Source organism: Micromonospora sp. DH14, from assembly GCF_029809455.1.
GTDB classification, from domain to species: Bacteria; Actinomycetota; Actinomycetes; order Mycobacteriales; family Micromonosporaceae; genus Micromonospora; species Micromonospora parva.
In genome coordinates, this window is record NZ_JARVKT010000012.1 from 29,674 (window position 1) to 56,566 (window position 26,893).

Annotated in this window: 22 protein-coding genes and 2 pseudogenes; 6 read left to right on the forward strand and 18 right to left on the reverse strand. The window is 67.8% G+C overall.

The features are described 5' to 3' along the window. The first annotated feature begins 164 nt into the window (after positions 1-164). From QCZ28_RS17420 to QCZ28_RS17430, 3 genes are all read left to right on the forward strand, one after another. Complete coding sequence (locus QCZ28_RS17420; protein ID WP_279517620.1) at positions 165-296, forward strand: hypothetical protein; 132 nt, start codon at positions 165-167, stop codon at positions 294-296. Positions 297-2,431: 2,135 nt separating this feature from the next. Beyond that, entirely contained in the window at positions 2,432-2,719 is a 288-nt protein-coding gene (locus tag QCZ28_RS17425) for a hypothetical protein (RefSeq protein ID WP_279517621.1), read from the forward strand. 603 nt (positions 2,720-3,322) lie between these two features. Then, entirely contained in the window at positions 3,323-4,834 is a 1,512-nt protein-coding gene (locus QCZ28_RS17430; protein ID WP_279517622.1) for a hypothetical protein, read from the forward strand. Between the two features lie 448 nt (positions 4,835-5,282). Here QCZ28_RS17430 and QCZ28_RS34520 read toward each other — a convergent pair. Both QCZ28_RS34520 and QCZ28_RS17435 read right to left on the reverse strand, forming a co-directional pair. Continuing rightward, positions 5,283-5,405 (reverse strand): annotated as a pseudogene (locus tag QCZ28_RS34520) (helix-turn-helix domain-containing protein); the annotation flags it as partial. A gap of 244 nt (positions 5,406-5,649) precedes the next feature. Next, positions 5,650-6,672 carry a Fic family protein gene (locus QCZ28_RS17435; protein WP_279517623.1) on the reverse strand — a complete coding sequence of 341 codons (1,023 nt, stop codon included), beginning with the start codon at positions 6,670-6,672 and terminating at the stop codon, positions 5,650-5,652. Positions 6,673-7,230: 558 nt separating this feature from the next. On the opposite strand from QCZ28_RS17435, the gene QCZ28_RS17440 reads away from it, so the two are divergent. Next, entirely contained in the window at positions 7,231-7,938 is a 708-nt protein-coding gene (locus QCZ28_RS17440) for a hypothetical protein (RefSeq protein ID WP_279517624.1), read from the forward strand. Between the two features lie 762 nt (positions 7,939-8,700). Then, a complete protein-coding gene (locus tag QCZ28_RS17445; protein ID WP_279517625.1) occupies positions 8,701-8,913 on the forward strand; it encodes a hypothetical protein in 213 nt (70 codons plus the stop codon). A gap of 482 nt (positions 8,914-9,395) precedes the next feature. Here the strand turns inward: QCZ28_RS17445 and QCZ28_RS17450 are convergent, their stop codons facing one another. Both QCZ28_RS17450 and QCZ28_RS17455 read right to left on the reverse strand, forming a co-directional pair. After that, positions 9,396-9,914 (reverse strand): hypothetical protein, encoded by a 519-nt coding sequence (locus tag QCZ28_RS17450; RefSeq protein WP_279517626.1) that lies wholly within the window; start codon positions 9,912-9,914, stop codon positions 9,396-9,398. A gap of 367 nt (positions 9,915-10,281) precedes the next feature. Further along, complete coding sequence (locus QCZ28_RS17455; protein ID WP_347815112.1) at positions 10,282-11,883, reverse strand: recombinase family protein; 1,602 nt, start codon at positions 11,881-11,883, stop codon at positions 10,282-10,284. 203 nt (positions 11,884-12,086) lie between these two features. Here QCZ28_RS17455 and QCZ28_RS17460 point away from each other — a divergent pair, with 203 nt between their 5' ends. After that, on the forward strand, positions 12,087-12,743 hold the full coding sequence (locus QCZ28_RS17460) for a DJ-1/PfpI family protein (RefSeq protein ID WP_279517627.1): 657 nt from the start codon (positions 12,087-12,089) through the stop codon (positions 12,741-12,743). Between the two features lie 181 nt (positions 12,744-12,924). On the opposite strand, the gene QCZ28_RS17465 is transcribed toward QCZ28_RS17460, so the two are convergent. The 14 genes and pseudogenes from QCZ28_RS17465 to QCZ28_RS17535 form a co-directional block, all read right to left on the reverse strand. Continuing rightward, positions 12,925-13,503, reverse strand: coding sequence for a vitamin K epoxide reductase family protein (locus tag QCZ28_RS17465; protein ID WP_279517628.1), 579 nt, complete (start codon positions 13,501-13,503; stop codon positions 12,925-12,927). A 53-nt stretch (positions 13,504-13,556) separates the two neighbouring features. Further along, positions 13,557-14,330 carry a thioredoxin domain-containing protein gene (locus QCZ28_RS17470; protein WP_279517629.1) on the reverse strand — a complete coding sequence of 258 codons (774 nt, stop codon included), beginning with the start codon at positions 14,328-14,330 and terminating at the stop codon, positions 13,557-13,559. Positions 14,331-14,441: 111 nt separating this feature from the next. Continuing rightward, a complete protein-coding gene (locus tag QCZ28_RS17475; RefSeq protein ID WP_279517630.1) occupies positions 14,442-14,984 on the reverse strand; it encodes a hypothetical protein in 543 nt (180 codons plus the stop codon). A 427-nt stretch (positions 14,985-15,411) separates the two neighbouring features. Further along, positions 15,412-16,887, reverse strand: a complete 1,476-nt coding sequence (locus QCZ28_RS17480) for a PepSY domain-containing protein (protein ID WP_279517631.1) — start codon at positions 16,885-16,887, stop codon at positions 15,412-15,414. A gap of 160 nt (positions 16,888-17,047) precedes the next feature. Continuing rightward, positions 17,048-19,162 (reverse strand): cytochrome c oxidase assembly protein, encoded by a 2,115-nt coding sequence (locus tag QCZ28_RS17485; RefSeq protein ID WP_279517632.1) that lies wholly within the window; start codon positions 19,160-19,162, stop codon positions 17,048-17,050. A 57-nt stretch (positions 19,163-19,219) separates the two neighbouring features. After that, positions 19,220-19,780 (reverse strand): copper resistance protein CopC, encoded by a 561-nt coding sequence (locus QCZ28_RS17490; RefSeq protein ID WP_279517782.1) that lies wholly within the window; start codon positions 19,778-19,780, stop codon positions 19,220-19,222. 23 nt (positions 19,781-19,803) lie between these two features. Further along, the gene (locus tag QCZ28_RS17495) at positions 19,804-21,018 is read right to left on the reverse strand and encodes a Dyp-type peroxidase (RefSeq protein ID WP_279517633.1); all 1,215 of its coding nucleotides are present in this window, start codon (positions 21,016-21,018) and stop codon (positions 19,804-19,806) included. A 23-nt stretch (positions 21,019-21,041) separates the two neighbouring features. After that, positions 21,042-21,644: a copper chaperone PCu(A)C gene (locus QCZ28_RS17500; RefSeq protein WP_279517634.1), complete on the reverse strand. Its 603-nt coding sequence runs from the start codon at positions 21,642-21,644 to the stop codon at positions 21,042-21,044. Positions 21,645-21,787: 143 nt separating this feature from the next. Continuing rightward, a complete protein-coding gene (locus QCZ28_RS17505; protein ID WP_347815113.1) occupies positions 21,788-22,540 on the reverse strand; it encodes a zf-HC2 domain-containing protein in 753 nt (250 codons plus the stop codon). A gap of 75 nt (positions 22,541-22,615) precedes the next feature. Then, the gene (locus QCZ28_RS17515; protein WP_279517635.1) at positions 22,616-23,185 is read right to left on the reverse strand and encodes a sigma-70 family RNA polymerase sigma factor; all 570 of its coding nucleotides are present in this window, start codon (positions 23,183-23,185) and stop codon (positions 22,616-22,618) included. 136 nt (positions 23,186-23,321) lie between these two features. Beyond that, positions 23,322-25,549 (reverse strand): annotated as a pseudogene (locus QCZ28_RS17520) (heavy metal translocating P-type ATPase). A gap of 44 nt (positions 25,550-25,593) precedes the next feature. Then, complete coding sequence (locus tag QCZ28_RS17525; protein WP_279517783.1) at positions 25,594-25,827, reverse strand: heavy-metal-associated domain-containing protein; 234 nt, start codon at positions 25,825-25,827, stop codon at positions 25,594-25,596. 151 nt (positions 25,828-25,978) lie between these two features. Then, positions 25,979-26,353, reverse strand: coding sequence for a hypothetical protein (locus QCZ28_RS17530; RefSeq protein WP_279517636.1), 375 nt, complete (start codon positions 26,351-26,353; stop codon positions 25,979-25,981). Positions 26,354-26,419: 66 nt separating this feature from the next. Continuing rightward, a complete protein-coding gene (locus QCZ28_RS17535; RefSeq protein ID WP_279517637.1) occupies positions 26,420-26,857 on the reverse strand; it encodes a hypothetical protein in 438 nt (145 codons plus the stop codon). Positions 26,858-26,893: the final 36 nt, after the last annotated feature.

Consider the following 26,893-nt stretch of genomic DNA (forward strand, 5'->3'; position numbering starts at 1 on the left):
CCGGCTCCGGATCGGATCCGGACCGGACCGGATATCGCCATGCCTGGCCTGCGCATACGTGAACCGTAGCCGAGAGAACCCAACCGGAAAACCTCCCGAAGAGGAGAACAGAAGACGCCAGCCGGCCGGCTTGCTCCCTGTTCCTCCGACTACGGGAGACACCCATGCCCAGCAATACCGGCAACACCCCGAGCACCAGGTGCCAGCTGCTGCTCGCCGCAGTCCGCGGCCTTGCGGCTGGAACGGCCCGCGCGATCGCGAGCTGGGTCATCGAGCAGATCCTCGGCGGGCACTGAGTCGTGCGCGGCGCCGCCCACTCCGGCGGCGCCACGCGCCTTCAACTCGGCAAGCAGGCCGTTGGGCCAGTCTGCACCTCGCCAATGCGCCGCGACGCGACCATCCGTCCGTCGCCGTCGCCGTCGCCGTCGCCGTCGCCGTCGCCGTCGCCGTCGCCGCCGCGGCTGAGGGGCTGACGCCTTCACGGAACCGGCCTGCGTGACGGGAGACCGTGTTCGCCCGTCAGCCGCCAGCGGTCTCATGCGGAGTTTGGGGGAGCGGGTTGGGAGCAGACCGATGCGCTGAACGGCGCTGAACAGCGCTTTCTCCTAGCCCGCTCCCCCGAACCCGGGCTTGTGACCGGGGCGCTGCCGGCAGGTTGAGATGAACGGTCCTGCAGGTTTTCGGCAACGGATCGTGGGTGCTGACCAGAGCGCGTCGGCTGACGCCGGCAACCGGCAAGCGACCGCTAGCCTCGCGACCTGCTCCCACCGCCCGATCCCTGACCGACCGCGCTCTCGATGCCGCGCCTTGTCAGCGGCAAATGAACGCATAGAGGATGTGACCTGAGTGGTTGTCCGAACGGTCGCTAGACAACAGCTCGTGATTTTGGTCGTGTGGGATCACGGTTCACGGAGGGAGACATGCGTGCACCTCGCCAAACGGCTCAAGTGGACGTTTAGTAGCCCACGATTGCTCGGCTTCCTCAGCGTCTTTGATGTCACTGGTCGGTACCTAGAAAGATCTACCCCTGCCGTTGCCCGGCCGGGTCGAGTGGCTCAAGGGTCCGGAACGCCCCTAGCTCCTGCCGACACCGACTTCCCCGGAGCCGTAGCGGCTCTAGAGGCTGCCGTGCGGGGCATGCAGGAAAGAAATCAACAGATGCGTCGGGTCGTCGATGACATGCGCGCTCAGCTTGAGGAAGCTCTACGACACCAGGACCTGCCGACGATCCCTCGCCAACGCGATGAAAGCCCAATTCCCGTGCAGCGACAGCCCGAGGAGTTCTACACCGGTGAGGAGCGCAACTGATGACGAACCCGTCGTCCACCACGCCGGCTGGACCCGAACAGTCAGCGGCAAGTAGCGGTATAGCGCCAAGCGTGGACGCAGCCCTACGAGAGTGGGACGCCCGCTTGGCTGTCGAGAGTCACCGAAGACTGCTCCTCCAAGGCCAACGATATGGGCTTGCCGCACTGACGCTCGTCTTGTCCGCAGTAGTCGCGCTGGCCGCGCTCGGCCAGCCCTGGGTTGCCGGCTTGCTCGCCGGGACGAGCCTGTCCGCCGTTGTCGCGGCTTTTGTCACGGGGGTATACGTCCCACGGCCGTCAGTATCAGCTCTCAACCATCCCAATGAGGCCGCTCAGCCATCAGCTGAGGAGCTGAAATAGGCATTCTTCGAGATTTCTGGTCCCTCTGCGCCGAGACACGCCTCGAACCAGCTTCTTGTTGCTCGCTTCAGGCGTCCTGGCGCCATCAACTTTGGACAAGCAGGTGGGTGCTACACGCGAGCCTCTCCGCGGTGAGTGGCGCCGCTGAGCGGGTTGTTCAAGACATCGGCGCTGCCCTCGGCGGTCGCACCGGAGTCGTGCCCAGCCACTTGTAACGTAACCCGACGCCCTGGCTCGTGAAGATCGCCGGCTGCACTGAGACGGATCTTTACGAGGCGCTGCAGTCATCGCTGTATGCGCACGCAGCCAGCGTGTTCGCAGGGCATAGACCTGCACGAACGCGGTGGGGCCGAAGAAGGCGGAGCTGCGGATCAGAAGGTCTCGGGTTCGGGTTCCTTCAGCCGGTCAAGATGAAGATGCGGTCGGACTGCGGAACCGGCTCGCTCCCCTTCTGCTGGCCGCCGTGCGGTGGTTCGATCACGGGATCCCCATGTCGGTAGGTGCCGATACCTTCCTGTCGTGATGATGGATGGTGTGGGCCGGGTGTCGACCGCAGATGAGGAGGCCCGGTTCTGGAGGTTGGTCGAGTCGGCGTGGGCGATGTGCGGGCCCGAGCCGGCTCGCCTTCGGCAGGAGCTGGTCGGGCGTGATCCAGCAGCAGCGATGACACCAATGGGCTCTATGCCCTCGATGCCTGGATGGATCGGTTTCTGGCACAGCTGCGGTGGCTGTGCGTCGACCTGTCGAGTGCGGAGCTGACGGTAATGGATCGGGTGGTCGAGCGGAAGCTGTATGACCTCGACCGGCAAGAGGTCCATGAGCACACCGACGGCTCGGATGACGGCTTCCTGGCCTGCCGCGGGTTCATCGTTGCGGCAGGCCAGGAGTTCTACAACGCGGTCCGCGCTGACCCGGCGATGGCGGTGATGGACGCGGAATGCGAGACGATGTGCTACTTCTTCGCCCACGTGCACAACGAACGGATCGGCCGCTACCCAAACACCGGCTCGGGCATCTCCCGGGAGCCTGGCCGCAATCCGGGCGGGTGGTGACGAGCGTCCTTCGTCCGGCAGGGGCATCGAAGGGACTCCGGGTTGCACCAGCCGGAGACGGCTGCGGCCGTCTCGTTGGGCCGGTTGGTGGACGCCTGGGGCAGCGGGTCGGGAAGCTTCGGGATGGCGAGGGGACTTACTGGTTGGCGGGGAACCAGTCCAGCAGGTCGTTCGAGGGCGCGCCTATGCGGCTCGGTTGTGGCGCCGGCTCGGCGTAGCTCCTCGACGAGGATCCGGATGTTTGTGCGGGCCATCAACGGCATGACGTTGTCCTTGCAGTCCATGCCCAGCCACGGCCCGGCCACGTCGTCTTGAACGTCGGAGACGCGCGATACTGGCGAGGTGCCCGGCTTCGTTGAGACGAACGTGCGGCTGCCCCCGTGCGCCTTTGAGGCTCTCGAAACTGTCGTGGCAAGGTGGGGCGTCTCGCGAGACCAAGCTGTCCGCCGGTTGCTGGATGAGTACATCGAGGCGCAGGAGGCTCGGGAGGCGGAGGATCGGCTTACCCATATCTCCACGGCGCTTCGTTACCCCTCGCTACGGCCTCGGTGGTCAGGCGATCCGGCTAGCGGATGGCCGGAACCCCGTAGGTTGCGGCTGCGGGTGCTGCCGGAGGTGGTCAACCGATCCCGTTCGATGTCGCTGCGGCTGCCGGGGCAGTCGTTCCGGGGACACCACGACTATCAGGCTCGGGCCTTGACTGACGCCGTCATGACGGCCATCGCCATGCAGGAGCAGTTCTCCGACGACTTCTTGGACGGCTTGCGTCCGCTGCTCCGGCAGAGGGCAGCGCTCGGGCTGTGGAAGTTGGCGGTGGCAGTGACCAGCACAGCGCCTGAGATTGCCGTACATGTGGCTGCAGAAGAAGCGCGGTCACATGTGGGGAACCTTGAAGTGGAGCTGGACGCCGACGCGGCTAAGGCACAGCGCAGGTTGTTGTTGGTGGACGAGGCGCTCGATGAGCAGGTCGCCTGGCATTCAACAGTCCGATTTCATGTGGCGGTGAACATCGCGCGCGACATGCTGAGCGGCCCGCTGGCTGACGACAATGAGCAACTGCTCTACGAGCAGCGGACCGCGTGGGATGAATATCGCGGGGACCTGCGCGGCGGCGGTGTCGACCATGACCGGTTCCTTAGAGGGGTCGGCTCCTACGACTGGTCCGGTCGAGGCGGATCCGCGGTGTGGCGGGCCGAGCGCAGGGTGGAGATGCAGGACTTCGAGGACTGGCTCGTCGCCCTCACTGCGCTCGACCCGGCTACGCGGCGGATACGTCCGCCTGGATGGCTGGTCCGTGTCCCTCCCGGGTGGCAGGCCGTTGCGATGCCCGCCTCGGCCAAGGAGCTGCCGTCGTATACGGCCTGGGCGGCAGAGGGGCGTCTGCTTGCCTTTCCTGTCGGGCACAAGACGGTGATGTGGCCTCTGGCCTCTAGTCTCAAGCCGCCTGGATGGACGCCGGTCCCCGGCATCGAGCCGCTCCTCGCCAACGCCAGAGGACTGCGCCCGGATCAGGTCAGCAGCTTCGTTGAGGCCATCCTGGTGGACTGGAGCGGTGAGCACGCTGACGAGGACGACCCTCTCGCACCGCAGTTCCGGCTTCGCCTTCCCGCCGACCGGGCGTATGAACTGGACCTGATCGACTCGACCGAGCGCCAGAACAGCATGGCTGAGGCGCGCGCCGCGACTCTGCACGACATCTCTGAGATCATCGCCAATCTTCCAGAGCATCTACGGCATCACCGGGATGCGCTGGAGCTGGTGAGGTGCAGCGCCCACAAGTTCGGCCGCTTGGCCAAGCAGCTTGGCATCGAGTTCACACCTACTCGAGCGACGTGGGTGTGGCCGGGACGGTCGGTGGCTGATGAGGTGCTCGCGAAACCCCCGGCGGAGGTGGTGCAGATGCTGACCCACGCGGCTCAGAAGGCCTGCTCCCGGGCACTGCAGGACTCGATGGATGAGGCCTGGCACCGCGCCTTCGACCATCACCCGCCCGGTTACTGGCCGTCAGGCGGAGGCACCACGCCGATCGAGCAGCTCTCAGGTGTGACACCGACCAATACAGACCGCACCCCCTCCTCAATTGAAATGGAGGTCGACGCGGACGTGCCGTTCTGACCGCAGGACGAGCCGGCCGAGACCCCAACCGGTAGGAGTGATGCGCATGAGCAGGGTGGACGAGTCGAACCACGGGTCGCAGCAGCATGACGCGATGTGGGACCGACTCTGGCGGGCTGCCTGTCCCGCACTGAAGGTGATCGCCAGCGGCCTCGTCAGCTGGGCCCTACGCAAGATCTTGGGGTGAGACCCTATGGGCGCCGAGCAGTGAGGGCTCACCACCCGAGTCGCTGCAGCCAAGATCCGGGCGAATGTGGCCTGCGGCCGGGCGTACGCGAGGTACGCCCGGCCCGGGCCGATGAGACCGACCGAGGCTATGCCCGGACTATGAGCGGCTGGACGCCCGGGTCGAGGACGAAGCGGGATGACGGTACGGGACGATCGGCTTGCCGTGGGGGCGAGGCCGCCTGGCGGGACACGGGTCCGCATCCACGATTGAACTCTTCGCCGCCCGCTGATACCGCGGCGGCTCATCACTGGCCAGGGCCTTCTTCACGGTGTTGCGAGACATCCTCAACCGCCGTGCGATGGCCTGAATCGCCATGCCCTCCGACCGCCGCAGCCGCCGGATCTCCGCTGGCCGGGTTGTGTTGCGTTGTTAGCCTGCGTGGCCGGAACCGCAATACGCACTGCGCCTCTTCCGCCCATGGGCGACGCTCGGGCGACGCGCGCCGGAAGGCAGGAACTCCCGTCACTCTCCGTAGATATCCGGCGCAGGCGTCGGCTCGATCCCGCGATCACCCGGTCAGGTGTGCACAAGCTAAGGACATATAGCGAACCCGGGCCCCCGGGACAGGCGGTGACATTGCCACGGATCACCGTTGGCGTTCAAGTGCAGCCCGCATCAACGCGACCAGACTGCTGAGATTCTTGTTGTCGGCCGATTGTAGTGCTGCATAGTAGGCGACACGATCGCTAACTAGGTCAGGTGCGACGCTCGCACTTAGCAACTCCCGCGCGGCTTGATCGACAACTAGACGCGCGAGCCGACCGTTTCCGTCGAGAAACGGCGCGATAGCAACCAGCCCGTAGTGTAGCCGTGCAAGAGAGTAGAGGATGGTGTCGAGATTTGTTCTGGTGGCGCTCACATAGGCGCTCCGCCACCACGAAAGTAGATCCGCCAGCCGAGCTGGAACCTCCTGCGGTGGTGGAGGCACGAATATTGACTCTCGCTGTGATCCCATAATTGCCGTCTGTATCCCACGAAGCTGACCACCGATTACGTCCTGTGGACCTGAAGAAAACATCGCTCGGTGGATCACCAGAAGCATCGAGATGCTCAGCTGTGATATCGCGCTTCGGCCTTCGTCCCACGGGCGATTAGCTTCCTCCGTGTTTCGCAGAAGCTGATAGATTGCATCCTGCCGTTCGGCGCTGAAAAATGCAGCCTGCTCTTCCGGTGACATGGGCCGACGCAGGTACTCAAGCCTCAATCCATATCCAATTGGCGAGTCAAGGAGATGGCGCATCCGCTCCAAATGGAAAAATTCATCAGCCGGGCCGCCAACCGCCTGGAGCGCGGCGCGCTGGCCGACAGTTAGATGCTGATTGATGAAAAAGACTAGACCCGACGCCTGGTTTGACGCCACACCTTTCCGATCTTGAATGAATTTTCCTCGGATCACACTGAATGCTGGCTGGGTCGACGGAAAGTACACGGCCGCGACGAAAAGGCGTCCTCCGCGGCGGGCAAGAATGTCCTTCTTGCCGTCGGGACCGCCCAGAGTCGCCTGGGGATCAATGTCCGAGTATCCGCTGATTTGCAGGAGACCTGCGCAGAGGCGTTCGGCCTGGATGGAGCCGAACCGCCAATCCCGTAGCGTTACCTCGGTTGTCACACCAGAAAGTGTACGGTACCGACCGTCAGGACCCCGCGCCCAGATTCCTCAGCTGGTCAAACTGATCGATGGCCGCGGGGCATTGAGGTCAGCGCCCGTGCTATCGGCCATTGAAGTGCCTGCATGCCAGCTTCACGGAGACGGTAGCGGGCAGCTTGGCGGTTGTTCCCGCCGCAGGACCTCCGAAGTCCTACCCAGAGGCATTGACCAATCTTCTACATGCCCGCCGGACAACAGCAATCCCGGACGACTCGATGCGCCCTCTTCTGCAGCTGAAAATGCGCGTCTGGCTGTCCGTGATCGCCACGCCCTGCGCCCTGCCAGATTGTAGGTGTGTGGAGCATGCAGCCATTGGTATAGGTATTCAGAGCGGATGGTGCCGGCGAGCAGCCTGTGAGGGTTGCGGCGAAGCCGAGAGTGCCTCTAATTGCCCCGAATCAGTGGATTAGCGCCTCGCTCGATCCTCACCGAACCGTTGTTGGTGTATGTCGAGGTCGCTGACTTCGCCCTGCGGCCCGCATCGAACTCCGCAGGATACGTCGGGCTACTCTCTGAGCCATGAGCAATGTGGCCGGCGCGAAGGCAAGCCGTGAAGAAGAGATTGCCTTCCTGGCGCTCGAGCAGGTACTCGGGGTCGACATCAGCCTGGCGGATGCTGGTGCTGGCGACAAGAAGCCTGACGGATCTTGGATTTACCCCGGTAGTCAGCAACGTACGGGCATCGTGGAGGTCACCTCGCCCCCCGCCGCAGAGCTGATGGGTAGATGGGCTCGAGCCAAGAAGAAAGGGCGGCCACAGTTCGAGAGCGGATCGGTCCCCTTGCGCTGGAACGAGCTCACGGAGGTGTGTGCCGAGATGCTTGCGGAGGATTGGGCCCGTGAAAACATCGAGAAACTTGTGGCTCAATCGGCCGATGAACGGCATCTCTTTCTTTTTGCGCGCTCACACAAGGACGGCGGTCACTATTTTTACCGGCTGTCGGATTCATATGACGACGGAATAACTGAACACGTCGATGACCTTGTCCTTCCCATGGGCATTTCGGACGTCTGGTTCCGAGGCCGGGCACAGCGGGATCTCGGCCAACCACATGGCCTAGCGGAACTCCGGTTGGCAAGGTTTCAAGCAGGGGTCGGTTGGCACCGCTACGTGGTGTGGATCGAGGAACTGCACCTGCCTTCCGTCAATCGGCGTATCGCTGATGATGACGTTCCTGCAGATCAGCGATTTCCAAAGGACCGATCTGTCAAGCCAGCCGGTGGCTGAGGCCCGTCCGAGTCAGAAATACAGTGAAGTACCTGAAAAATCTTATAGATTGTGTCTGGCGACTTACTCATCCGCCGCGAGCCGCGCGCTACGGAACGTCAGGGCGCTCGGTCGGGTCGGTGTTCGGCCGGTGGGTGCGGTCGGTGGTCAGCTGGCTGCGCATTCCATGGCCGCTCGATCCACTGATTGGCGTCGATTTAGGGGGTGAGGTTGGGAAAACGTTGCATCGTAAGGGTTTCGTTGGTTAGGTCTGCTGGGGTTCCGCGGGATGTGTCGGGTCCGAAGTGCTCACCGACGGCGGACAGAGACGAGAGTTCTGACCTGCGGCGATGCGATCAAGCGGCTCGGTGTGACCCTCCCAGTAAAGGTCGAAGTGGTCAGGCGTTTCTGCTTCCGGGAAGGCTGGCACCGGTCGGCGCCTCGGTTCGCCTAGGGTCATGTCTGTAGGCGTGCGGCAGATCGATGTGGAGCGTTGCGGCGAACTTGCTGGAGTCCGCCGCAGTTCCGTTATTCGAGACACTGATCCCACGGGCACCGTCCTGAGCAGGCCCTTCAGGCTGGTGACCTCCTCGGCGGACCCGTAGGCGTTACCTGACCCAAGCGGTCATCTTCGCTACGGCTCACGAGACGGTGCCGGCGTGGCGGTGCACAGGGTGCTCTCATGCTACGAACGCGACTCCCGCAGAGCTGTCCTACGTCGATGTATTATGGGATCGGCTTTCGCCCAGGGCTGGGTGGTGGTCCGTTCGTACTATCGAGGCCATGCGACGGTCGGAACCTGTGCCGGTCGGTGTCCAGAGGACGCCGACCGACGTTGAAGGCCACGATGGCCCGCTTGCCGAGTTTTCGGCCTTGCGGCAAGAGATTCAGGAACTTATCAAGGCGCAGCAGCAGCTTCTCTCGCTACAGCTCACCGTCTCCGCAACGATTTTCGGCTTCGCCATCTCTCGCTCAGGGATGAGGGCCTGCTGCTGATTCTGCCGTTCACGTCATACCTGCTGTGTGGGCGCCTGGTTGCTGCACACTTCGGTAAACTCCGGGCGGCGCACTACATCATGGAGGAGCTCAGTGGCAGCATCCCGGGCGGAGTCGGCTGGGAGAGCTGGCTTCGACGGCGGCAGTCACGCGATCCGTACTTTCTCGGTTCCACGCTGCCCCGGCTGCTCACTTTTGTCGCGACCAGTGTGCTCGCCCTGTGCTGGACCTTGGGATATGTCTTTGGGCGTGACGATATCGGAACGTGGCCGAGGATCGGCCCCGTGACGGCCTGGATCCTCGGGATTGCGGCCACCGTCTTCTCAACCATGCTCCTACTGCAGATGGCGAGGCGGGCGACCCTACGAGACCGGTAGCAGGGCAGGAGTGCTCCTGCATCCGCCTACCGTTCAGCCACAGGAAGGGGCCCGGCCCCCTCGCGATGAGAGAGTCGGGCCCGTCCGGCTACTCGCATGCATCGCCTACTTCTGGCACCGCCCGCTGGCCTGCCCCTCGGCAATGACCTTGTCGACGCCCTTGGCGTAGTCCGCCATCGACTCGGCGTCCGGCTGGTACCGCCACTGCCCGTCCTCGTACCGGATCTCGGACATCCCGGCGGCGATCGACCGCTTGAAGTTCACGACCGCCTTGTCCTCGCCCTCAAGCCGGGCCCCGGTGATCTCGAAGGTCAGGCCGGTGATGGTCTTGCACTCGGTGTGCAGGCGGGCGTACTCGTCGCGGGTGATCGCCGCCTTACCCTCCTTGGTCCAGAGGTCCCATGCGCCCTTCCAGTCGCCGGCCGCGTAGGTGTCGTACTCGTTCTGAGCTAGCGCTTTGGCCGCCTCTACCGTCTTCGGCTCCTGCGGCTTGTCGGCCTTGACCTCGACGGAGGCGGCACTTGGGGCGGCGGGGGTGGTCGGCTCGGTGGTGTCCTCGTTCCCGCAGCCAGCGGTGAGTAGGGCCAGTCCGAGGGCTCCAACGGCGATGATGGTCTTGCGCATTCGCGTCTCTCCTGGTCATGGGAAGTGCAGGCCAGTCGGCCAGCGTGGCCGCGATCGGTCGTGAACCGTCGCCGCACGCGGCGGGTCGCGGGTGATCATGGCAGGTAGCTGCGACAGATCAGCGGTGGGGCGTACGGTCGCTGGTCACCAGGGGGCCAGACCGCATCGATGTATGGCTCTGCTGTCGTCGCGGTGGCGTCGGTATGGATCCCGCGAGCTGAGACCCAGATACCAATGGCGAACCTCTGAGGAGGGCCTCCTGAACGGTGACCTCTTCGGCCGAAGAGGTCACCACCACAGCTAGACTTGCGTGAGCTTTAGAGTTGCGGTGAGCGTCAACGGCGGTGGGGCAACGGGTTCGGACACGTTATTTCCCCACGAAGCGTGATTTCTCTTCGTGTTTCGAGCGATCCCCGTCCCGTTGGACGGGGATTTTTGCTGTGGTGGCGAGGAAGCTCCCCGCCGGGGTGAGCGGGTAGATCGCGGTCTCGGCTTCGATGGTCCACGCGTGGTGGTCACACACAATGATCATGTTGTTGGTGCGTAAGTAGGCGGCCAGCTTTTCCGGGTCGGGGCTGCGCAGTGCGGGATGGCGACGGTGTAGCCCGCGGTCGTGTCGGATGCGGTCGAGCAGGTGGTCTTCCCGAATGTAGAGGATCGTCGGTTGGGCGGAGGTCCTGGTGCGGGTGCTCGTGTGTCCGTGGCGGCAGCGGTAGCCGGGTCGGCCGTGGACCCAGTGGGAGTCCATGATCCGGCCGCACACGCCGCAGCAGATCACTCCGGCCAACACGTAGCAGCGGGGGATGCCATCGACTGGGGTCGGCGCGGTATAGATTGCCTGGACGGCGACGAAGTGTTCTTCGCTGACCAGCGGAGTATGCGCGATCTCGCGGGAGATCACCCAGTCAGTGGAGGCGCTCCACCGTTGGATCTCGTGGTGTCGATCGAAGGTTCCCTCGTCAGGGAGGGCATCACGGTCGGTGCGTTGACGGTTCCAGACCTGCCGCCCGGTGTAACGGGGGTTGGCCAGGATCGCCGCGACAGTGGTCAGCATCCACTGGCGGCCGCTGCGGTGGGGGTTACGCGCTGGGTCGGCGCCGGACGGGCATAGGACGCCGTTGTCGTTGAGGGCGCGAGCGATGCTGGCCACGCTCCGGCCGGCAAGCCGCTGCTCGAAGATCCACCGTACGTGGGGTGCGGTGGCAGGGTCGGGCTCCAAGCGGTGCAGGCGCCGTCCCCAGGCGGCGTGGGCGCGGTTCGGATGAGGGCCGGCGTCGGCGAGCCGGTAGCCGTAGGGTGGCCGGCCGCCGAGGTGTCGGCCCTGCATCTCGGCCTGAGCGCGCATGGCCGCGGTGGTGCGATGCCGGGCTCGGGACACCCCCCGTTGGGAGTGCACGCCGAGCAGGTCCAGCAACGCCAGCTGCCGCGGGTTGTCGAAGTCCACCGGCCCGTAGGTTTCCGGCAGCCACAGCTGCACGCCGTGCCGAAGGAGGGTAGGGGTCAACTGTTCAAGCTGTTGGCCGTGGAAGGCGCGCTCGTACTCGCCGACGACGATCGCGTCGAATCCGCGTGCCGCGTCCGTCACCGCGTCGAGCAGCCGTGCCGCCTGCGGCCGGTCCGGCCAGGGCACCCGACGGGAGAGGCCCTCGTCGAAGAACTCCACCACGATCCGGCCATGATCGGCGACCAGGTCTTCGGCGTAGTTACGCTGCCACCGGCACGACGAGGCCCGATCCTGAAATTCGACAGTGGACATTCGACCGTAGAACGCGAACCGCAGTCCGTCCGCGGACGGGGTGAACCGCTGTGGCCGTAACTTCCGCTGCCTGGTAGCCCACGACGCAAGCACGCTCGGTTCCGCAGCTGTCGTCCTCATCGCCGTAGAACCTCCACGATCCGAAGATGTTTGCGGGCGGTGTATGACTGTGGTGCAGATCGGCTTGCGGTAGGCGCACACGGCGTACGGCATGGCTTCAACTCGACGAGCTGAGCACTGTCAAGAACCCCTCTGGCGCCTTCGTGAAGCCCATGCCGGGTACACCCCGGCCAGCCTGGTGGCAACGACGTCAGGAACTTTCCCTCCCTCGCCCCCGACTGTTTAGACATCGACGGTTGTCAGAGGGGTTGCTGATGAGACGACGGACAGTGTTGACGGGCGGTGCGGCCGCGAGCGTGGGCACCCTGATCGGTGGACAGGCGGCTGCGGCCACTCCGCTCGGTGCGAAGGGGCCTCTGCGGGTACGCATCGTCCTCTTTGACGGTGTCGAGGAGCAGGACTTCATCGCGCCGCAGGAAGTGTTCTCGCTGGCCGGGTGGTACAGCAGCAGACCGATCGACACCGGTTACATGGTGCTCGGCAGACCCCGTGTCGTTACCGCCGCGTTCGGCACCCGTGTGACGGTCGACCGCGGCTGGCGGCCTGAGGAGGCGGACCTGATCATCGTGCCGGGTGGCGGCCGTCCGGGGGAGCCCGGCATCTGGGCCGAGATTAACAACGGGGCGCTTCCGAAGGCGCTCGCGGCGGCCCGACGTCCGGGGCTCACCATCTCATCGCTCTGCACCGGTGCGATCATTCTCGCCGCGGCGGGCTTGGTCACCGGCCGTCCCTGCACCACCCACACCGTTGCGAAGAAGGAATTGGCCGCGCGCGGCGGCGTTGTCAAGAACGCGCGCGTCGTCGACGACGGTGATCTGGTCACGGCGGCCGGCATCACCTCCGGCTTGGATCTGGCGCTGCACCTCGTCGCGCGGGAGCTGAACGCGGACGTCGCCGTCCAGGTCGAAGAGGCCCTTGAATACCAGGCGCGGGGCACGGTCTGGACCCGGTGAAGCGTCAGCGGTCGCCGCGCGGCAACCGCTGACGCCCTAGTTTCACCTCGGACGTCGGGCTGGAAGGTCTCCGCGCGAAGTTGACGTCTCGTGCTCACCCACCACCGCCCAACGTGCTTCGTGTGCGACTCCCAGGCCGTCTCGATCTTCGGGAAGGGCCGACCAGCGATCGCAGATGCGCTCAGGTCAGCAGAGTCCGCCAGTAGAACCAGAACTGCTCGCCGATGAGCACGAGGATGATGAGGTACCAGGCGGTGAGAACGACCGTGTGGTAGCGCAGCAGTGTGCTTGCGCGGGGGGCGAACGGCTGCTCATGGTGGATGTTGTACAGGGTGACGTACCAGAAGATGGCGATGGTGACGACCCAGACCACCATGCAGTACGGGCACAGCGCGCCGATGCGGTAGAGGCTTTGGAAGATCAGCCAGTGCACGAAACCCAGGCCGAACGTCACGCCGAGTTGCAGGCCGAGCCAGAACCAGCGCGGCAGTCGGGCGCCGGCCAGGACTGCGACCCCGGTGGTGGTCACCACGCTGAAGCCGACGATGCCGATCAGCGGGTTGGGGAAGCCGAAGGCTGCCGCTTGCGGGGTGCTCATCACCGACCCGCAGGACAGGATCGGGTTGATGCTGCAACTGGGTCGATAGCTCGGATCGGTGAGCACATTAATCTTCTCGATGGTCAGGGTCAGCGCTGCGGCGGCGCCGATCGCACCGCCGACGGCCAGGACCCAGCCGATGATCCGCGCGGCGAACGGCACCGTTGGATCCGGTGGGACGGCCGTCGGGCCGGGAGCAGTCGTGCGCTGCCCGCTCATCCGGCGAGGGCCGCGTCGACGGCGGCCTTGAGCCCCACGTACGTGGGCTGGCCGTCGAAGCGTTGGCCGTTGACGAAGAACGTCGGGGTGCTCTGAACTCCGGCGGCGGTGCCGTCGCTCTGGTCGTCGCGGATACGGGTCGCGGTGGCCGGGTCGTCGCGGTCGGCCCGGAACTTTGCCATGTCGAGGCCGATCTGCTGGGCGTAGCCCTCGAAGACCGCTGACTGGTCCTGCTGCTGCCCACCCCACGTGGACTGGGTCTCGAACAACTTGACGTACATCTGCTCGAACGTGTCCTGTCGCGCGGCGGCCTCGGCGGCGCGGGCGGCGTTCTGCGCGTTGGCGTGCTGTGACAGCGGGAAGTTGCGGACCACGTAGGTGATTTTGCCGGCGTATTCCTGGCGGAGCTTCTCCACACCGGGGAACGCTTGCCCGCAGGAGGGGCACTCGAAGTCGAGGAACTCGACGATGGTGACTTTGCCGTTCTCGGCGGCGGTGAGCCGGTGGCTGTCTGCCCTCACGATCCGGTCGCCGGCCGCTTGCTGGGCTTTGTCGCTGCTGTTCTGGACGTAGACGAAGAGCCCGGCGAGGCCGACCAGCACGACCGCCAGGAGCCCGAAGGTGATCCTGCTGTTGGTACTCACGCGTCGGGTACGCATCGACTTGGCCGCTTTGTTGGCGGCGGCCTTCCTGGCGAGGTCCGATCCGATATTGCCTGCCCTGCCACCGGCGGTGGTCGGTCTCTTGGTCCGGTCGCGCTTCTTGGACATCGGTGGATCCTCCAGCCAGGTCTTCGTCACGCACCGTCCGTTGCTACGAGCCGGTGTTGACTTGTTGGTCGTTCGAGACGGTGCCGGAGTTCCGGCTCATGAGAGGAGCGGTCAGATCCGGACCGTCATCGAGAGGGTCGGAAGGGCGCCGGACGCGGTGTGGAGCGCGAACGACAGCCGCCAGGTGTGGCCGGGAGTGAGTGCCACATGTCCGATCGCGGTATGAGGGGTCAGCGCCAGAACTTCGACGTCGGTCCGTAGCTCGGGAGCGGCGGTGTCCTCTGCCGTGGCCGCCCAGTCGCGGATTTCATCCGCCGGACCACCACCACTGTTCCAGCAGAGGTGCAGAAGGGTGTTGGCCGCGTCACGCTGCAGCCACGCGTGCAGAGTGTGGCCATCCCCGCTGAGGACCACCGACTGCCGCTTGGGGCAGAACGTGCCGTCGTAAGCTGCCTGGGCGTTAACCGCCGGCACGCTCACCGCGGCGACCAGCGTCGCCATGAGGGCGGACACGGCGAGCACGGCCGGCCATCGCTGGTGCCGTTGCGGAATGGCAAGCGCCTCATGACGGTCGCGGGCAGGGGGCGCGCAGCTGAGGACATGCCCGAGGTCCTGCGCCTTCCCGGTGGTGCGGGCGGCGGTCTCGTGACTCACCCGCAGTCCCGGGCCGTGCCGCCGTCCGTGCCGCGTTACCGCTGCGGCGGCCGTGGCAGTGGGGGCCGCCGACCGCCGTCGACGGGTTGGCCGCTGTCGAGGGTTGGGGTAGCAGGGAGCAGGGCCGGTTCGATCGAGGTCCGGCTCCGCGGACTCGCCGGGGAATGACGGCACCTCGGTCTCGTCGATGGAGATTTGCTCAGGTGGCTGGGGAACACGCCGGGTGGCCCTCATGAGCAGGCAGACCGTCACCGCCAGACCCACCGCCAGGATGTGTACCCCCGCCATGCGTCTCCTTCCGCCGCCGCCTCGGTACGGCACAGGCCGGCCGCTGGTGGATCGGCCGACGGTCCACTGGATCCTCACCCACCAGACGCGGGATTCGGCCGCCCAGTCGGCGGCCGGGCGGCCGAACTCCGTCAGTGCGTCAACTGCCCGCTGGCGCCGGGGAGGTGGGGACAGCGGCGGGACGCCGTCGTCGCGACACCGCACCGATGACGACGTCGATGACGAGGAAGGCGAGCAGGGTCAGCCCGAACAATGGCAGCGCCCACCCGATCGCCGCGATCACCGGTACGCCGATGAGCAGCGCCCAGAGCGGCAGACCCCGGACGCCGCCGCGCGCCGGCGGGGTGCCGGCGATCGCCCGGCGGTCGGCGCGGGTGGGCCGGCGCTGCCACCACATGCGGTACCCCCAGACGATGACGCAGAGCAGGCCGAGGGCGAGCGCGGCGAGCAGGATCTGGTTGACCAGGCCGAAAAGAATCCCCATGTGGGCCTGGATGCCGAGGCCGCTCAGTTGCGCCAACAGGGGCCAGTCGGCGAAGTCGCTGCGGGCGGTGACCGTACCCGTGGCGGGGTCGACGGCGACCCTGTCCTTCGCGACCGGCCAGGTGTTGTCGACCTGCGTGACGGTCCAGGCCGAGCCCGGCTCCGCCGCCGGGGCGATCTCGACCGGGCCGGAGAGACCGACGGCGCGGGCGGCCGTCGACACCTGGTCGAAGGTTGCCGACACGACGACGCCACCCGCCCCGGCGGCACCGTGCTCGTGGGCGCCACCGGTCTCGGCTGGCACGGCGGGATCGGCGGTGAGGCTGGTGGAGATTTCCGGAGCGCGGGCCTGGAGCGCGTCGAGGCCGGCGCCGAAGTTCGCCCCGGCGTAGCGGGACCAGGTCAGCCCGGTCGCGGAGAGGAACAGCAGCCCAATGGTGAGCCAGATGCCGGTGGTGGCATGCCAACCCCGGGTGCGGCGGACGCCCTTGCCGGCGGACAGGTCCGGCACGAGCAGGTGCCGGGCGGTGGCCCGGGAGGCGCTGCGCCGACGCCACCACAGGATGACCCCGCCGAGCGCGATCACCCACAGCCAGCTCGCGGCCAGCTCGGAGTAGTGCCGGCCCACCACACCCAGGTGCAGGTTGCGGTGCAGGTCGTCCAGCCAGGTGGTGGCCGGGGTGGACCCGAACCAGGTGGTCAGCTGTCCCTTGACCTGCGCGGTGTACGGGTCGACGTAGACGGTGTGCTGCTTCTCGCCGAGTTCTGGCAGGGAGAACGTCACGCGGGTGGTCTGGTCGCCGTCGCCGGGCTGCACGGTGGCGATGCTGCCGTCGGGGTGCGCGTTTCGTGCCGCTCCGATCTGCTCGGCCAGCGGCAGCGGACGGTCACCCACCTGGGCGACGGTCAGTTGGTCGCCATAGAGGAGTTTGTCGAGTTGCGGGGTGGTGGTGTACGCCAGGCCGGTCAGTGCGGCGACCACCAGGAACGGGGCAACGAGGATGCCGGCGTAGAAGTGCAGCCGCAGCAGCAGCGCGCCGAACGGGGACGTACGCCGAGCCGGTCGGGCCGGTGTTTCGGCGGCTGTGGCGGGTTCCGGCGTCGGTGCGCCGGACAACTCGGTGAGAGACATGTTCGTCCGATCGGAATGTGGCGAGAAGCACCCGGTGGGTGTTCCTCCTGCTGGCATGGTCGCCCGGTGGTTCGTCGCGTCAGCTCCGGCCCAGTGAGGTAGTCGGCCAAATCGCCCCGGCGGTTCCCACCAATGTGGCGGACCTGGATGGGGATCCGGGTCAGCGCTGGTCGGGCCCGGCCTTGCCCCGTGGATCACTGTCGGCTTGCCCTGCCGCGGCGAGGAGCGCGTTGTATCGGGCGAGATCGTCCTCCTCGCCGTTGGCGTCCGCCCGGTCGGCCGCCCGGTCCAGGCGGGCCTGTTCGCGCTGGTCGGCGCGGATCCACTGGCGGATGAGGACGATCATGACGACGACGGCGGGTAGCTCTCCGAACGCCCAGGCGATGCCGGCACCGAGTTTCTGGTCGGCGAGCAGCGACGACGCCCAGGTGGGGTGCACGGCGATGTACCAGTCGGGCGCGATCAGGGTGGTGGTCTGCATGAGGACCAGGCCGAAGAAGCCGTGCGCCATCATCGACGCCAGGTGGATGATCACCAGCAGGGGGTGGGGGAGGCGTCGGCGGCCGGGGTCGACACCAATGAGCACCCAGAACAGCAGATAGCCGGCGACCACGAAGTGGGTGAGCATCGCGAGGTGGCCGAGGTGGGAGCGCATCAGGACGCCGAGCAGGTCGCTGAAGTACAGGCCGAACAGGCTGGCGGTGTAGATGCCCAGGGCGACGAGCGGGTGCGTGAGCATTTTCGTGAGCGGGCTGTGCACCGCGATCAGCAGCCACTCCCGGGCACCGCGTACCTGCGGGTCGGCTGGCCGGCGCAGGGCGCGGAGGGCGAGGGTGACCGGTGCGCCGCCGACCAGCAGGATCGGCACCAGCATCGACAGCACCATGTGTTGGGCCATGTGGGCGCTGAACAGCACGTACGCGTAGCGGGCGACACCAAGGTTGGTGCTCGCGGCGAGCAGCAGCAGCCCGCCCACCCAGCTCGCGGTACGAGCGACCGGCCAGCGGTGCCCATTGGCGTGCATCCGCCGCGCACCAGCCAGGTACCCGCCGATCCCGACAGCGCAGAGGGTCAGGAAGAACATGTCCGGCAGCGGCTGCCCGAGCAGGTTCCCCGCGGTTGGCGCGGCGGGCATCGAGAAGCCGAGCAGTTCGGTGATCGGGTCGGCGTCGATGCCGGAGACGGGGATGGGGGTGGGGCTGCGCGACAGCGCCACCGCCAGCCCGACGGTGGCGGCGAACACGATCAGTTCGCCGGCGGCCAGTCGGCCGAACGCCCGGGGCCTCCCGGCGCGCAAGGCTGGCAGGGTGCGGGAGCGGTGTGCCGCGCCGAGCGCGCCGAGGATCAGCAGGGCGGCGAGCTTGCCGAGGACCAGCCAGCCGTAGCGGGACTGCCAGAGCTGCTCGACCGTGCCGAGGCGGACGGCGGCGTTGGCCAGTCCGCTCACTGTCACGGCGACGAAGCAGCCCAGGGCGAGGCGGCTGTAGCGGGCTGCGGCGTCTGCCAGTAGTCGGCTGCGCCGCACCATCAGCAGGGCGACGAGCCCGCCGACCCACGTCGCGGCGGCGAGAACGTGCAGGGCCAGGCTGGTGACCGCGATCTGATGGTTACCGGCTCCGGCGGAGTGCCCGGTGAAAGCCGGGGGCAGCACCGCGACCAGGGCCAGGATCGTGACCGTCGCGGCTAGCCCTCGGGACACCCCGGCGCGGGCCAGCACTGCCACGGTCAGGGCCAACCCCGCCTGCAGCAGGAGCGACTGGCCTTGCGAGATGGTGGTGGCGAAACTGACGACCGTTGCGGGCTTGAGCGTCTCCAGCGGCTGGCCGAGCAGATCCGAAACCGTCAGCACCATCAGCGACAGCGCCGCCACCGCCCACCCGAGCGCAGAAACGCTCGCCCGCCGCAGAAGCAGGTAGCCGTGCGGCGAGACGCTGCGCCCGTCGCCCGGAAGGAGGAACGCGGCGGTCACCAGCATGCCGACGGTGACGGTGGCGAGGCCGTCGGAGAGCAGGCGAACGACCGGTAGCGTCCACGCTGTGGTCGGTCCCGCGTCGGGCAGGCCCGGGATCGCGGCGGTGAGGGCACCTCCGACCCGCAGGCCGAGCAGCAGCAGAGCGACCCCCGAGGCGCAGATGGCGACAATGGTCAACCAGTCGAACGCGGTGGACCGGGGCCCGCCGGTGGCCATCGTCACCGGCCCCGCTGGTGCCGAGACGATGGTCTGGGCGTTACCCGGATCGTGGCCGGCGAGCTGCTGGGAATCTGTGTCGGACACGTGTTGACCTTGACCTGTGAAGTGGTGACGTGACGCAACCGCGGGAGTGCGGTCCGGTCAGCGACGGGCCTTCCGTCGCCAGAGCAGCCCGCCAACCACCACGACCAGGATGGCCAGCGCGCCGCCGGCGACGAGAACGCCAACGCCCGTCCCATCGTCGTCCTGCACCGACGCGGCGGCGGACGGTGCGTCGGTCGTGGTGCTGACGATCGGCGCGGCGCTGGAGTTGGGGTCGGCCACCGTGAACGGGTACGACCCCTGGACCGGGTGACCGTCGGTGGAGACGACCCGGTAAGCGACGGTGTAGGTGCCGTTGGGCAGCGCCTCGCTCACCTGGACCGACCCCTTCGCTCCACCGACCACCGGGTCGCCCGTGGGTACCTTCCGCTTGGCGGCATCGGTGAGCACGATGGTGGTGAACGTCGGGTCGAGCCGTTCGACGAATTCGAGCACGATCTCGGTAGGGGCGCTGGACAGGGTCGACTCCTGAACCGGCGCCGCCGACCGCAGCGTGTTGTGCGCCCAGGCCGGGCTGGCCGGAATGAGTAGCGCCACGAGGACGGCGAGCATCGCCGCGCCGAGCCGGACGACGGTGGGGCGGGACGGCGGCACGGTCATGGCGACACTCCGGTTGGCGCGATTCATCCGAGCACCTGCTCGCCGACCCATCCTCCCGGTGGACAACCGGGAGGGATGGCGAAGACAGCGGACCCGATCGGGGTGGTCCACTCGTTGAGCAGGTCCCGCTCGGCCAGCCGGCGCTGGATCGGCAGGTACTGCCGGGCGATGTCCGCCTGGTACGAGGTGAAGATCAGCCCGCTGTCCGCGTGACCCTCCGCGGTCGGCACCCCGTCGTAGTTGTAGGGCCGGCGCAGGATCTTCAGCCGATCGTCGGTGACGTGGGCGCGGGTCATGTGGGAGAAGTCGGGGATGACGGTGAGGCCGTCCGGGCCGGTGGCGGCGAAGTCGGGTTCGTCGTGCTCGGCGGTCCCGGTCAGCGGGGCGCCGGTGTCGAGTCGCCGCCCGACGGCGAGTTCACGGTCGGTCCGGCCGAGGAGATCCCAGGTTTCCATGTTCATGCTGATGCGCCGGACGACGAGGGTGGTGCTGTCGCGCAGCCATGCAGGTCCGTCCGGAACCCAGACGGCGCTGTCCAATGGCGCCCCTGGGCGGGGGTTCGCCGTGCCGTCGAGCTGGCCGAACAGGTTGCGCTGGGTGTGGCCGCCCGGCTCGACGCCGGGACTGCGGCGGAAGCCCTGCTGGACCCACCGGACTGTGGCGAATGGCCGGCTGTCCTTGATCAGGACCCGCTGGGCGTGGGCGACGGTGATGGCGTCGTCCGCGCAGATCTGCAGCAGCAGGTCTCCACCGGACCAGGCCGGTTGGAGACGGTCGATGCGGAACGCGGGAAGGTCGCTGAGCGACGCTGGCCGCCGTTCGTCGACGCCGGCGGCACGGTACAGGCCGGGCCCGAAACCGAACGTCACTGTCAGCCGGGCGGGCAGCAGCCCGAGTTCGGCCTCGGTGTCGGCCAGCGCCGGCTTGCCCTGGGTGAGGCGGGCGGCGTCGTCGGTGAGCAGCCGCAGCATCCGACCGAGCGCGGCCCGGTCGGTGTCGGCCCGCAGCGTGAGTGCCACGAACGACGCGTGTGCTTGCGGTTCGGTGGCCACGCCGGCCTGACGGACACCGTGGAACGGCTCGACCAGAGCACCGACGCTCGCTACCGGCGTCGTGTCGGCGGTAGCGACCGATGATGGTCCGGTCTCTCCAGCGCGGGCTGCGGCAACGGCGGCCCCACCGGCCAGTACCCCGCCGGCGGCCAAAGCCCCGCCGGTGAGCAGGCCACGCCTGCTCACCGGCCGGACAGGTGGCGTCTGTGTCACGATGCCGGGCTCATGCTCATCCCCGGCGTGGCGCTCATGCTGGGCATGGGCTCGCCGTGCCCGGGTGCGTAGCTCTCCTGGGCGCCGGTGAACGGCTTGGCCACGGCGCTGAACTGCTGGGTCTTACCGTCGGCGAAGGTCAGCGTGAAGGTCAACTCGTCACCAGCCTGAACGGGCTTGGTGAGGTTCATCAGCATGAGGTGGTCGCCGCCGGGCTCCAGCGCATGCGTGCTCTTGGCCTTGATCACGATGCCGCCCTGCTTGGCCTGCATGACCATCTTGCCGTCCTTCATGGCCATCTCGTGCAGCTCCATCGGCGACAAATCGGTCGTGGCACCCGTCACCGTGACATCCGTGTCGCCGTCGTTGACCAGGGTCCCGAAGGCCGCCGTCATGCCCTTGTCGGCCGCCTTCACCCACGGGTCGCGAATCGCGACCACGCCAGCACCGGCACTGGCCGACACGGACGGGCTCGGCTGCGCGGTCGACGACGAGTCGGATGAGCCGCACCCGGCGGCACCGAACGCCATGAGCGCAGCGACGGTGGGCAGGATGATGGCCGAACGTCGGCGCAATCCGATGGGGCTGGTGGTGCGCATGAATTCTTCCTCCGATGGTTGCTTGCTGCTTCGTTGGTCGGTCGCCGCAGCCCTAAAGTTCCGGGCTGGCACGTAATCGCCGTCACCCGCTCGTAGCCGCTGCGACGGACGCCCCGACGTGGTGGTGGGCCCGTGCGAGCAGGTCAGGCTGCTGGTCGGTCGCCGACCTGCGCGGTGCCCGGGTGCGGTGGCACCAGTCGCAGCCCTGGCGGGGTGGCCGGCGGCTCGTCGCCGGCGGCCAGGTGCCAGGCAGGGCGACCGGTGCGGCCCCGCGTCGGAGGCCCGTCCAGGCGCCGCCTGGTCTGCGACAACGCGACGACGATCAGGTACCCGGCGAGCAGGAAGCCGTGGCTGACCAGCCTGGAGGGTTCCACTCGACCGGTCATCAGGTCATTGACCGAGAGCAGCAACAGGGTGCCGACGAAGGCACTCAGTGTCGGCAGTAGCCCGGTGGGGGGCGTACGCCGGGCCGCCACGAAGAGAAACCCGGCGCTGACGGCGATGTTCCAGGCGGCGGCCTCGTGCCACAGGTGCCCGGAGCCGATCGTGCTGACAGGGTCGTGGACGTGCGTGGCGGACGGCCCGCGGCCGATCTGGGTCAAGCCCAGCACCAACTGAAGCGCGCCGATGAGAGCGAGCCCGGTTCGCAGGGGGAGCACGAGGCGATCTCGCAGTCGTCGAGGCGCGGGGAGCGTGGCGAGGATGACGTGGCTGAGGTCGGGCACGGGCGTGCTCAGCCTGACGCGAGCCCGCCGGGTCGCCGCCGCGGCCTGGTCGTACCACCGCCGGCAGGTCGCGCACCCGTCAAGGTGAGCGTCGGCCCCTGCTTTTTCGGCGGGGGTCTCCTCGCCGTCCAGCTGCGCCGACAGGATCTCACGCCACTGCTCGCACCCCATGTACCGGTAGTCGGTCGAGGGGGCGTCTCGGTTCCCCCGGAAATCGGTGGTGTGGCACAGTCGCGCTGGTCGCCGTCAGCTGGCTGCCCTGCCGTGCTGTCGCCGCACCGGCTGAGGGTTCGCGTTCACCGCGACTACCAGATCTTCCCGAGCGCGGGCGACCCGGGAGCGGATGGTGCCGACCGGGCACCCGCACACCTCAGCGGTCTCGGCGTAGGACAGGCCGAGGATCTGGGTCGCCACGAACGCTTCGCGTCGGTCCGGCGCCAACGAGAACAGGAGATCGTCGAGCACGACCGCACCGTCGAAGGTGCTGCCGCGTGCGTCCGGGGCATCGTGCCAGTCCGACAGTTCAATGGTGCGCGGACGTCTCGTCGCCGCGCGGACGTGATCCACCGTCACCTTCCGGGCGATCCCGAGCAGCCAGGTCTTTGCCGACGAGCGCGCGGCGAACGACGGCAACGAGCGCATCGCCCGCAGATACGTCTCCTGGGTCAGATCGTCGGCCTCGGCGGGGCTGATCAGGTTGGCGACGAACCGCCACACGTACTGCTGGGTCGCCCGGATGAAGCGGGTGGCCGATTCCTGGTCGCCCCGGCCCGCCGCGAGAGCCCAGGCGGTGATCTCCGCGTCGTCGTCGGTCACCTGGTACCTCCGTGTCCGGTTCTGGCCGGCGTGCTGAACACCACGACCCGATCAGGGGTTGACGACGTTGTCGTAGGTTCCGGATGAGCCTACGTCACCGTTCCGCTTATCGATACGGACGAACTCGATCAGTGGATCAATGTGGGGCGACTGTTGTCGCCTTCTGCTCCGTCGTCTCGGCGGCCGTCAGGTTTGTCGGTAGCCAGCGGAACAGGCGCAGGCTGTTGAGGACGACGAGCAGGCTGGAGCAGGCCATCGCGGCGGCGGCGAGCATCGGGGTAACCAGTCCGACGGCGGCCAGCGGGATCATCAAGCTGTTGTAGGCGAACGCCCAGAACAGGTTGACCTTGATGGTCCGCAGGGTCGCCCGGGCCAGGGTCAGCGCGTCGACCACCGCGGTGAGATCCACGGTGCCCGCATGTGCGCGGACGATCGTGACGTCGCTGGCCTCGATGGCGATGTCGCTGCCGGTCGCGATCGCCACGCCGAGGTCGGCTTCGGCGAGAGCGGCCGCGTCGTTGACTCCGTCGCCGACCATGGCCACCGTCGCGCCCTCGCCGCGCCCTCGCCGCGCAGTCGCCGCACGGTGGCAGCCTTTGCCTCGGGCGTGACCTCGGCGATGACCTCCGTCAACCCCGCCTGCGCGGCGACGCTTCGCGCCGCGGCGAGGGTGTCACCGGTCAGCAGGACCGGTCGCAGGCCAAGTTCGCGCAGCCGTCGCACCGTCGGCCCAGCGGACTCCCGCAGCGTGTCGGCCACGGTGATCCAGCCCCGCAGCTCGCCGTCCCATGCCACGTAGACCACCGTGTCCGCCGAGCCCGTCACCTCGTCGACACCGATGCCGTCCAGGGCCAGGAGCCGGGCGTTTCCGACGGTGACCCGCATCTGGTCGACGGTGCCCCGAGCCCCGAGCCCCGGCTCGGCGCGGAAGCCATCGGCCTGCGGCAGGTCCACCCCCTGCTCGGCCCCGGCGGCGATCACGATGGCGTGCGCGACCGGATGCTCGGAACACGCCTCGACCGCTGCGGCCAAGCGCAGCAGATCGCCGCGGCCCACCCCGGGCGAGGGGTGCACGCCGGTGACCCGCATCCGGCCGGTGGTCAGGGTGCCGGTCTTGTCGAGCACGATGGTGTCGATGCGGCGGGCGGACTCCAGCGCCGCCACCCCGCGGATCAACACACCGAGTTGCGCGCCGCGACCGGTGCCGACGAGCAGCGCGGTGGGTGTGGCCAGGCCGAGAGCGCACGGACACGCGACGATCAGTACCGCCACGGCCACCCCCACGGCCGTCGCGGTGGGGGCGAGGACCAGCCAGCCGGCGAAGGTGGCCAGGGCGATCACCAGCACGAACGGGACGAAAATCCCGGCGACCTCGTCAGCGAGGCGCTGTATCCGGGCCTTGCCTGCCTGTGCCTCGGTCACCAGCCGGGTGATCTGCGCGAGCCGCGTGTCGGCGCCGACGCGGCTCGCCCGCACGACGAGCCGACCGCCGGTGTTCACGGTGGCGCCGGTCACCGCCGAGCCCGGGCCCACCTCGACCGGGACGCTCTCCCCGGTGAGCAGGGCGACGTCGACCGCGCTCACACCAGCCTCGACCACCCCGTCGGTGGCGATCTTCTCGCCGGGGCGGACCACGAACAGGTCACCGACCCGCAGGTCGGTGATCGGGGTCCGCCGTTCGGTGCCGTTCGCGTCGAGGACGGCGACGTCCTTCGCGCCCAACTCGGCAAGCGAACGCACAGCCGAACCAGCCCGGTGCCGGGCCCGCGCCTCCAGCCAACGTCCGGCCAGCAGGAAGGTCACCAGGGCCGCGCCGACCTCGAAGTACAGCGGATGGTCGTGCCCGGAGAACCAGGACAGGCTCATCCGCAGGCCCGGCCGACCGGCGGGGGTGCCCACCAGGGCCCAGAGGCTCCACAGGAAGGAGACCAGTGCGCCGAGGGAGACCAGCGTGTCCATCGTGGCGGCGCCGTGGCGGGCGTTGATCAGCGCTGCTCGATGGAACGGCCAACCCGCCCAGGCGACGACCAGCGCGCTCAGCGCGGCAACCACCCACTGCCAGTACGAGAACTGGATAGCTGGTGCCATCGACAAAGCCAGCACCGGGGCGGCGAACGCCGCCGCGACGACTAACCGCTGTTGAGCGTCGCTCGCCGCCGGATCGTCGTTCTCAGCATTGGTCGTGGGCGCGGGGGGCCGGGCGGTGTAGCCCATCGCCGTCACGGTCGCCACCAGGTCAGGCACCGGAACAGCCGAGGTGTGCTCCACCGTGGCGGTGGCGGTGGCGAAGTTGACAGTGGCCCGTACGCCGCCGATCCGGTTGAGTTTGCGCTCGATGCGGTTGGCGCAGGCCGCGCAGGTCATGCCCCCGATCGCCAGGGAGGTGAGTAACCGGTCGACGGTGGTGGTCACGCGGGGGTGTCAGCCAGTTCGAAGCCGGCCTCGTCCACCGCCCGCTGCACCTCGGCGTTGGACAACGCTTCGGCGCTGACGACGGTGACGCTGCCTGCCTCGACATCGACCTCGACGCTCTGGACGCCGGGCAGTGTGGTGAGTTCGGACGTCACGGCCTGGGCGCAGTGTCCGCAGGTCATACCCCGAACCTGGTACGTCGATTGCACGAGAGACCTCTTTCGACTCAGCCGGATCCGCACGATGTGCGGTGAGGAACGGAGGTGACACCTTGCCCCGGTGTCGACCCTGGGTGGCGCACCGCGGATGGTCCTGCGGTGGCATTGCCCGGCTCCGCCCCATGGTACGCGGTGAAGGTCGAAGAGGTTCAACGGATCGTGCTCATTCGCGGGACATGCGATCGAGAACCAACACCGCCTCTCGACGCAACCTGCCGCGCTGGACGTCCCGTTCTCGGGTGGCGAGGGCGGCCTCCAGCACGTGGGCGTCGAGAAGGGGGCGGTGCACGCACAGGCCGGCCGGGCTCGGCGAGAACGACGGCTGCGCGCGTACCAGTCGGAGGCGATGCGCCTTGGCGTTTCGCCCGGTGGGGCTGCGCAGGCGCGGGCCGGGGCCGAGGATCGTGTCCAGCCCGGCGGGGGAGAGCAGCATCGACGTGCCCACACCGACGGATTCACCGTCGGCGAGCCGGCGGGCGATCCGTCCCGAGTGCTCCTGGCTGGAGCCGAGCAGGTCGAGCCGGGAGCGCACGGCCATCCGGAGCCGGTGCGCGACGAGTGGCCCCGTGATCGTCGCTGGTGTCTCGGCTGCGGGTGGCGTCCACTACCGCTCGTAGCGGACCGCTCCGTCGTCGTAGAGAAGTGCCCCGGTGGCCTCCGGCAGGAGGATCGCGGTGGAGTCCGGCGCACGCGTGCCGGCGATCCCGTCACCGAGCCAGAGCCGGAGGACACCGGCCACGTCACCGGCGACGTACGTCCCGTACGGCGTGCGGACGAAGGTGAGGTAGCTGCCGGGCAGTCGAGCGAGCGCGCCGAACGATTGGTGCCGTACGGCATGGCCTACCTGCTCGGCGAGGAGCCGGGGCGGCAGGGGGCAGGCGCCGAGCAGCACCGTCCGGAAGCCCGGAACGTCAACCAGGTGCAGGGCTCGCTGCGGCCACCACCCGCTGAGCCAGGGGTTGCCGGAGATCGGATCGGGCACCACCCGACGGGGACCGGTCGGCCACCGCTCGTCGAGGACATCCGAGGGGCGGTGACTCACCACCCCGCACCGGATGCGGGGCCTGCCGGAATCCAA

Coding starts and splice junctions, on each gene's coding strand:
- QCZ28_RS17420 (WP_279517620.1), top strand. CDS start 165: ATGCCCAGCAATACCGGCAACACCCCGAGCACCAGGTGCCAGCTGCTG.
- QCZ28_RS17425 (WP_279517621.1), top strand. CDS start 2,432: ATGGATCGGGTGGTCGAGCGGAAGCTGTATGACCTCGACCGGCAAGAG.
- QCZ28_RS17440 (WP_279517624.1), top strand. CDS start 7,231: ATGAGCAATGTGGCCGGCGCGAAGGCAAGCCGTGAAGAAGAGATTGCC.
- QCZ28_RS17445 (WP_279517625.1), top strand. CDS start 8,701: ATGCGACGGTCGGAACCTGTGCCGGTCGGTGTCCAGAGGACGCCGACC.
- QCZ28_RS17450 (WP_279517626.1), bottom strand. CDS start 9,914: ATGCGCAAGACCATCATCGCCGTTGGAGCCCTCGGACTGGCCCTACTC.
- QCZ28_RS17455 (WP_347815112.1), bottom strand. CDS start 11,883: ATGCCGTACGCCGTGTGCGCCTACCGCAAGCCGATCTGCACCACAGTC.
- QCZ28_RS17470 (WP_279517629.1), bottom strand. CDS start 14,330: ATGTCCAAGAAGCGCGACCGGACCAAGAGACCGACCACCGCCGGTGGC.
- QCZ28_RS17480 (WP_279517631.1), bottom strand. CDS start 16,887: ATGTCTCTCACCGAGTTGTCCGGCGCACCGACGCCGGAACCCGCCACA.
- QCZ28_RS17490 (WP_279517782.1), bottom strand. CDS start 19,780: ATGACCGTGCCGCCGTCCCGCCCCACCGTCGTCCGGCTCGGCGCGGCG.
- QCZ28_RS17500 (WP_279517634.1), bottom strand. CDS start 21,644: ATGCGCACCACCAGCCCCATCGGATTGCGCCGACGTTCGGCCATCATC.
- QCZ28_RS17505 (WP_347815113.1), bottom strand. CDS start 22,540: ATGGGGTGCGAGCAGTGGCGTGAGATCCTGTCGGCGCAGCTGGACGGC.
- QCZ28_RS17530 (WP_279517636.1), bottom strand. CDS start 26,353: ATGGCCGTGCGCTCCCGGCTCGACCTGCTCGGCTCCAGCCAGGAGCAC.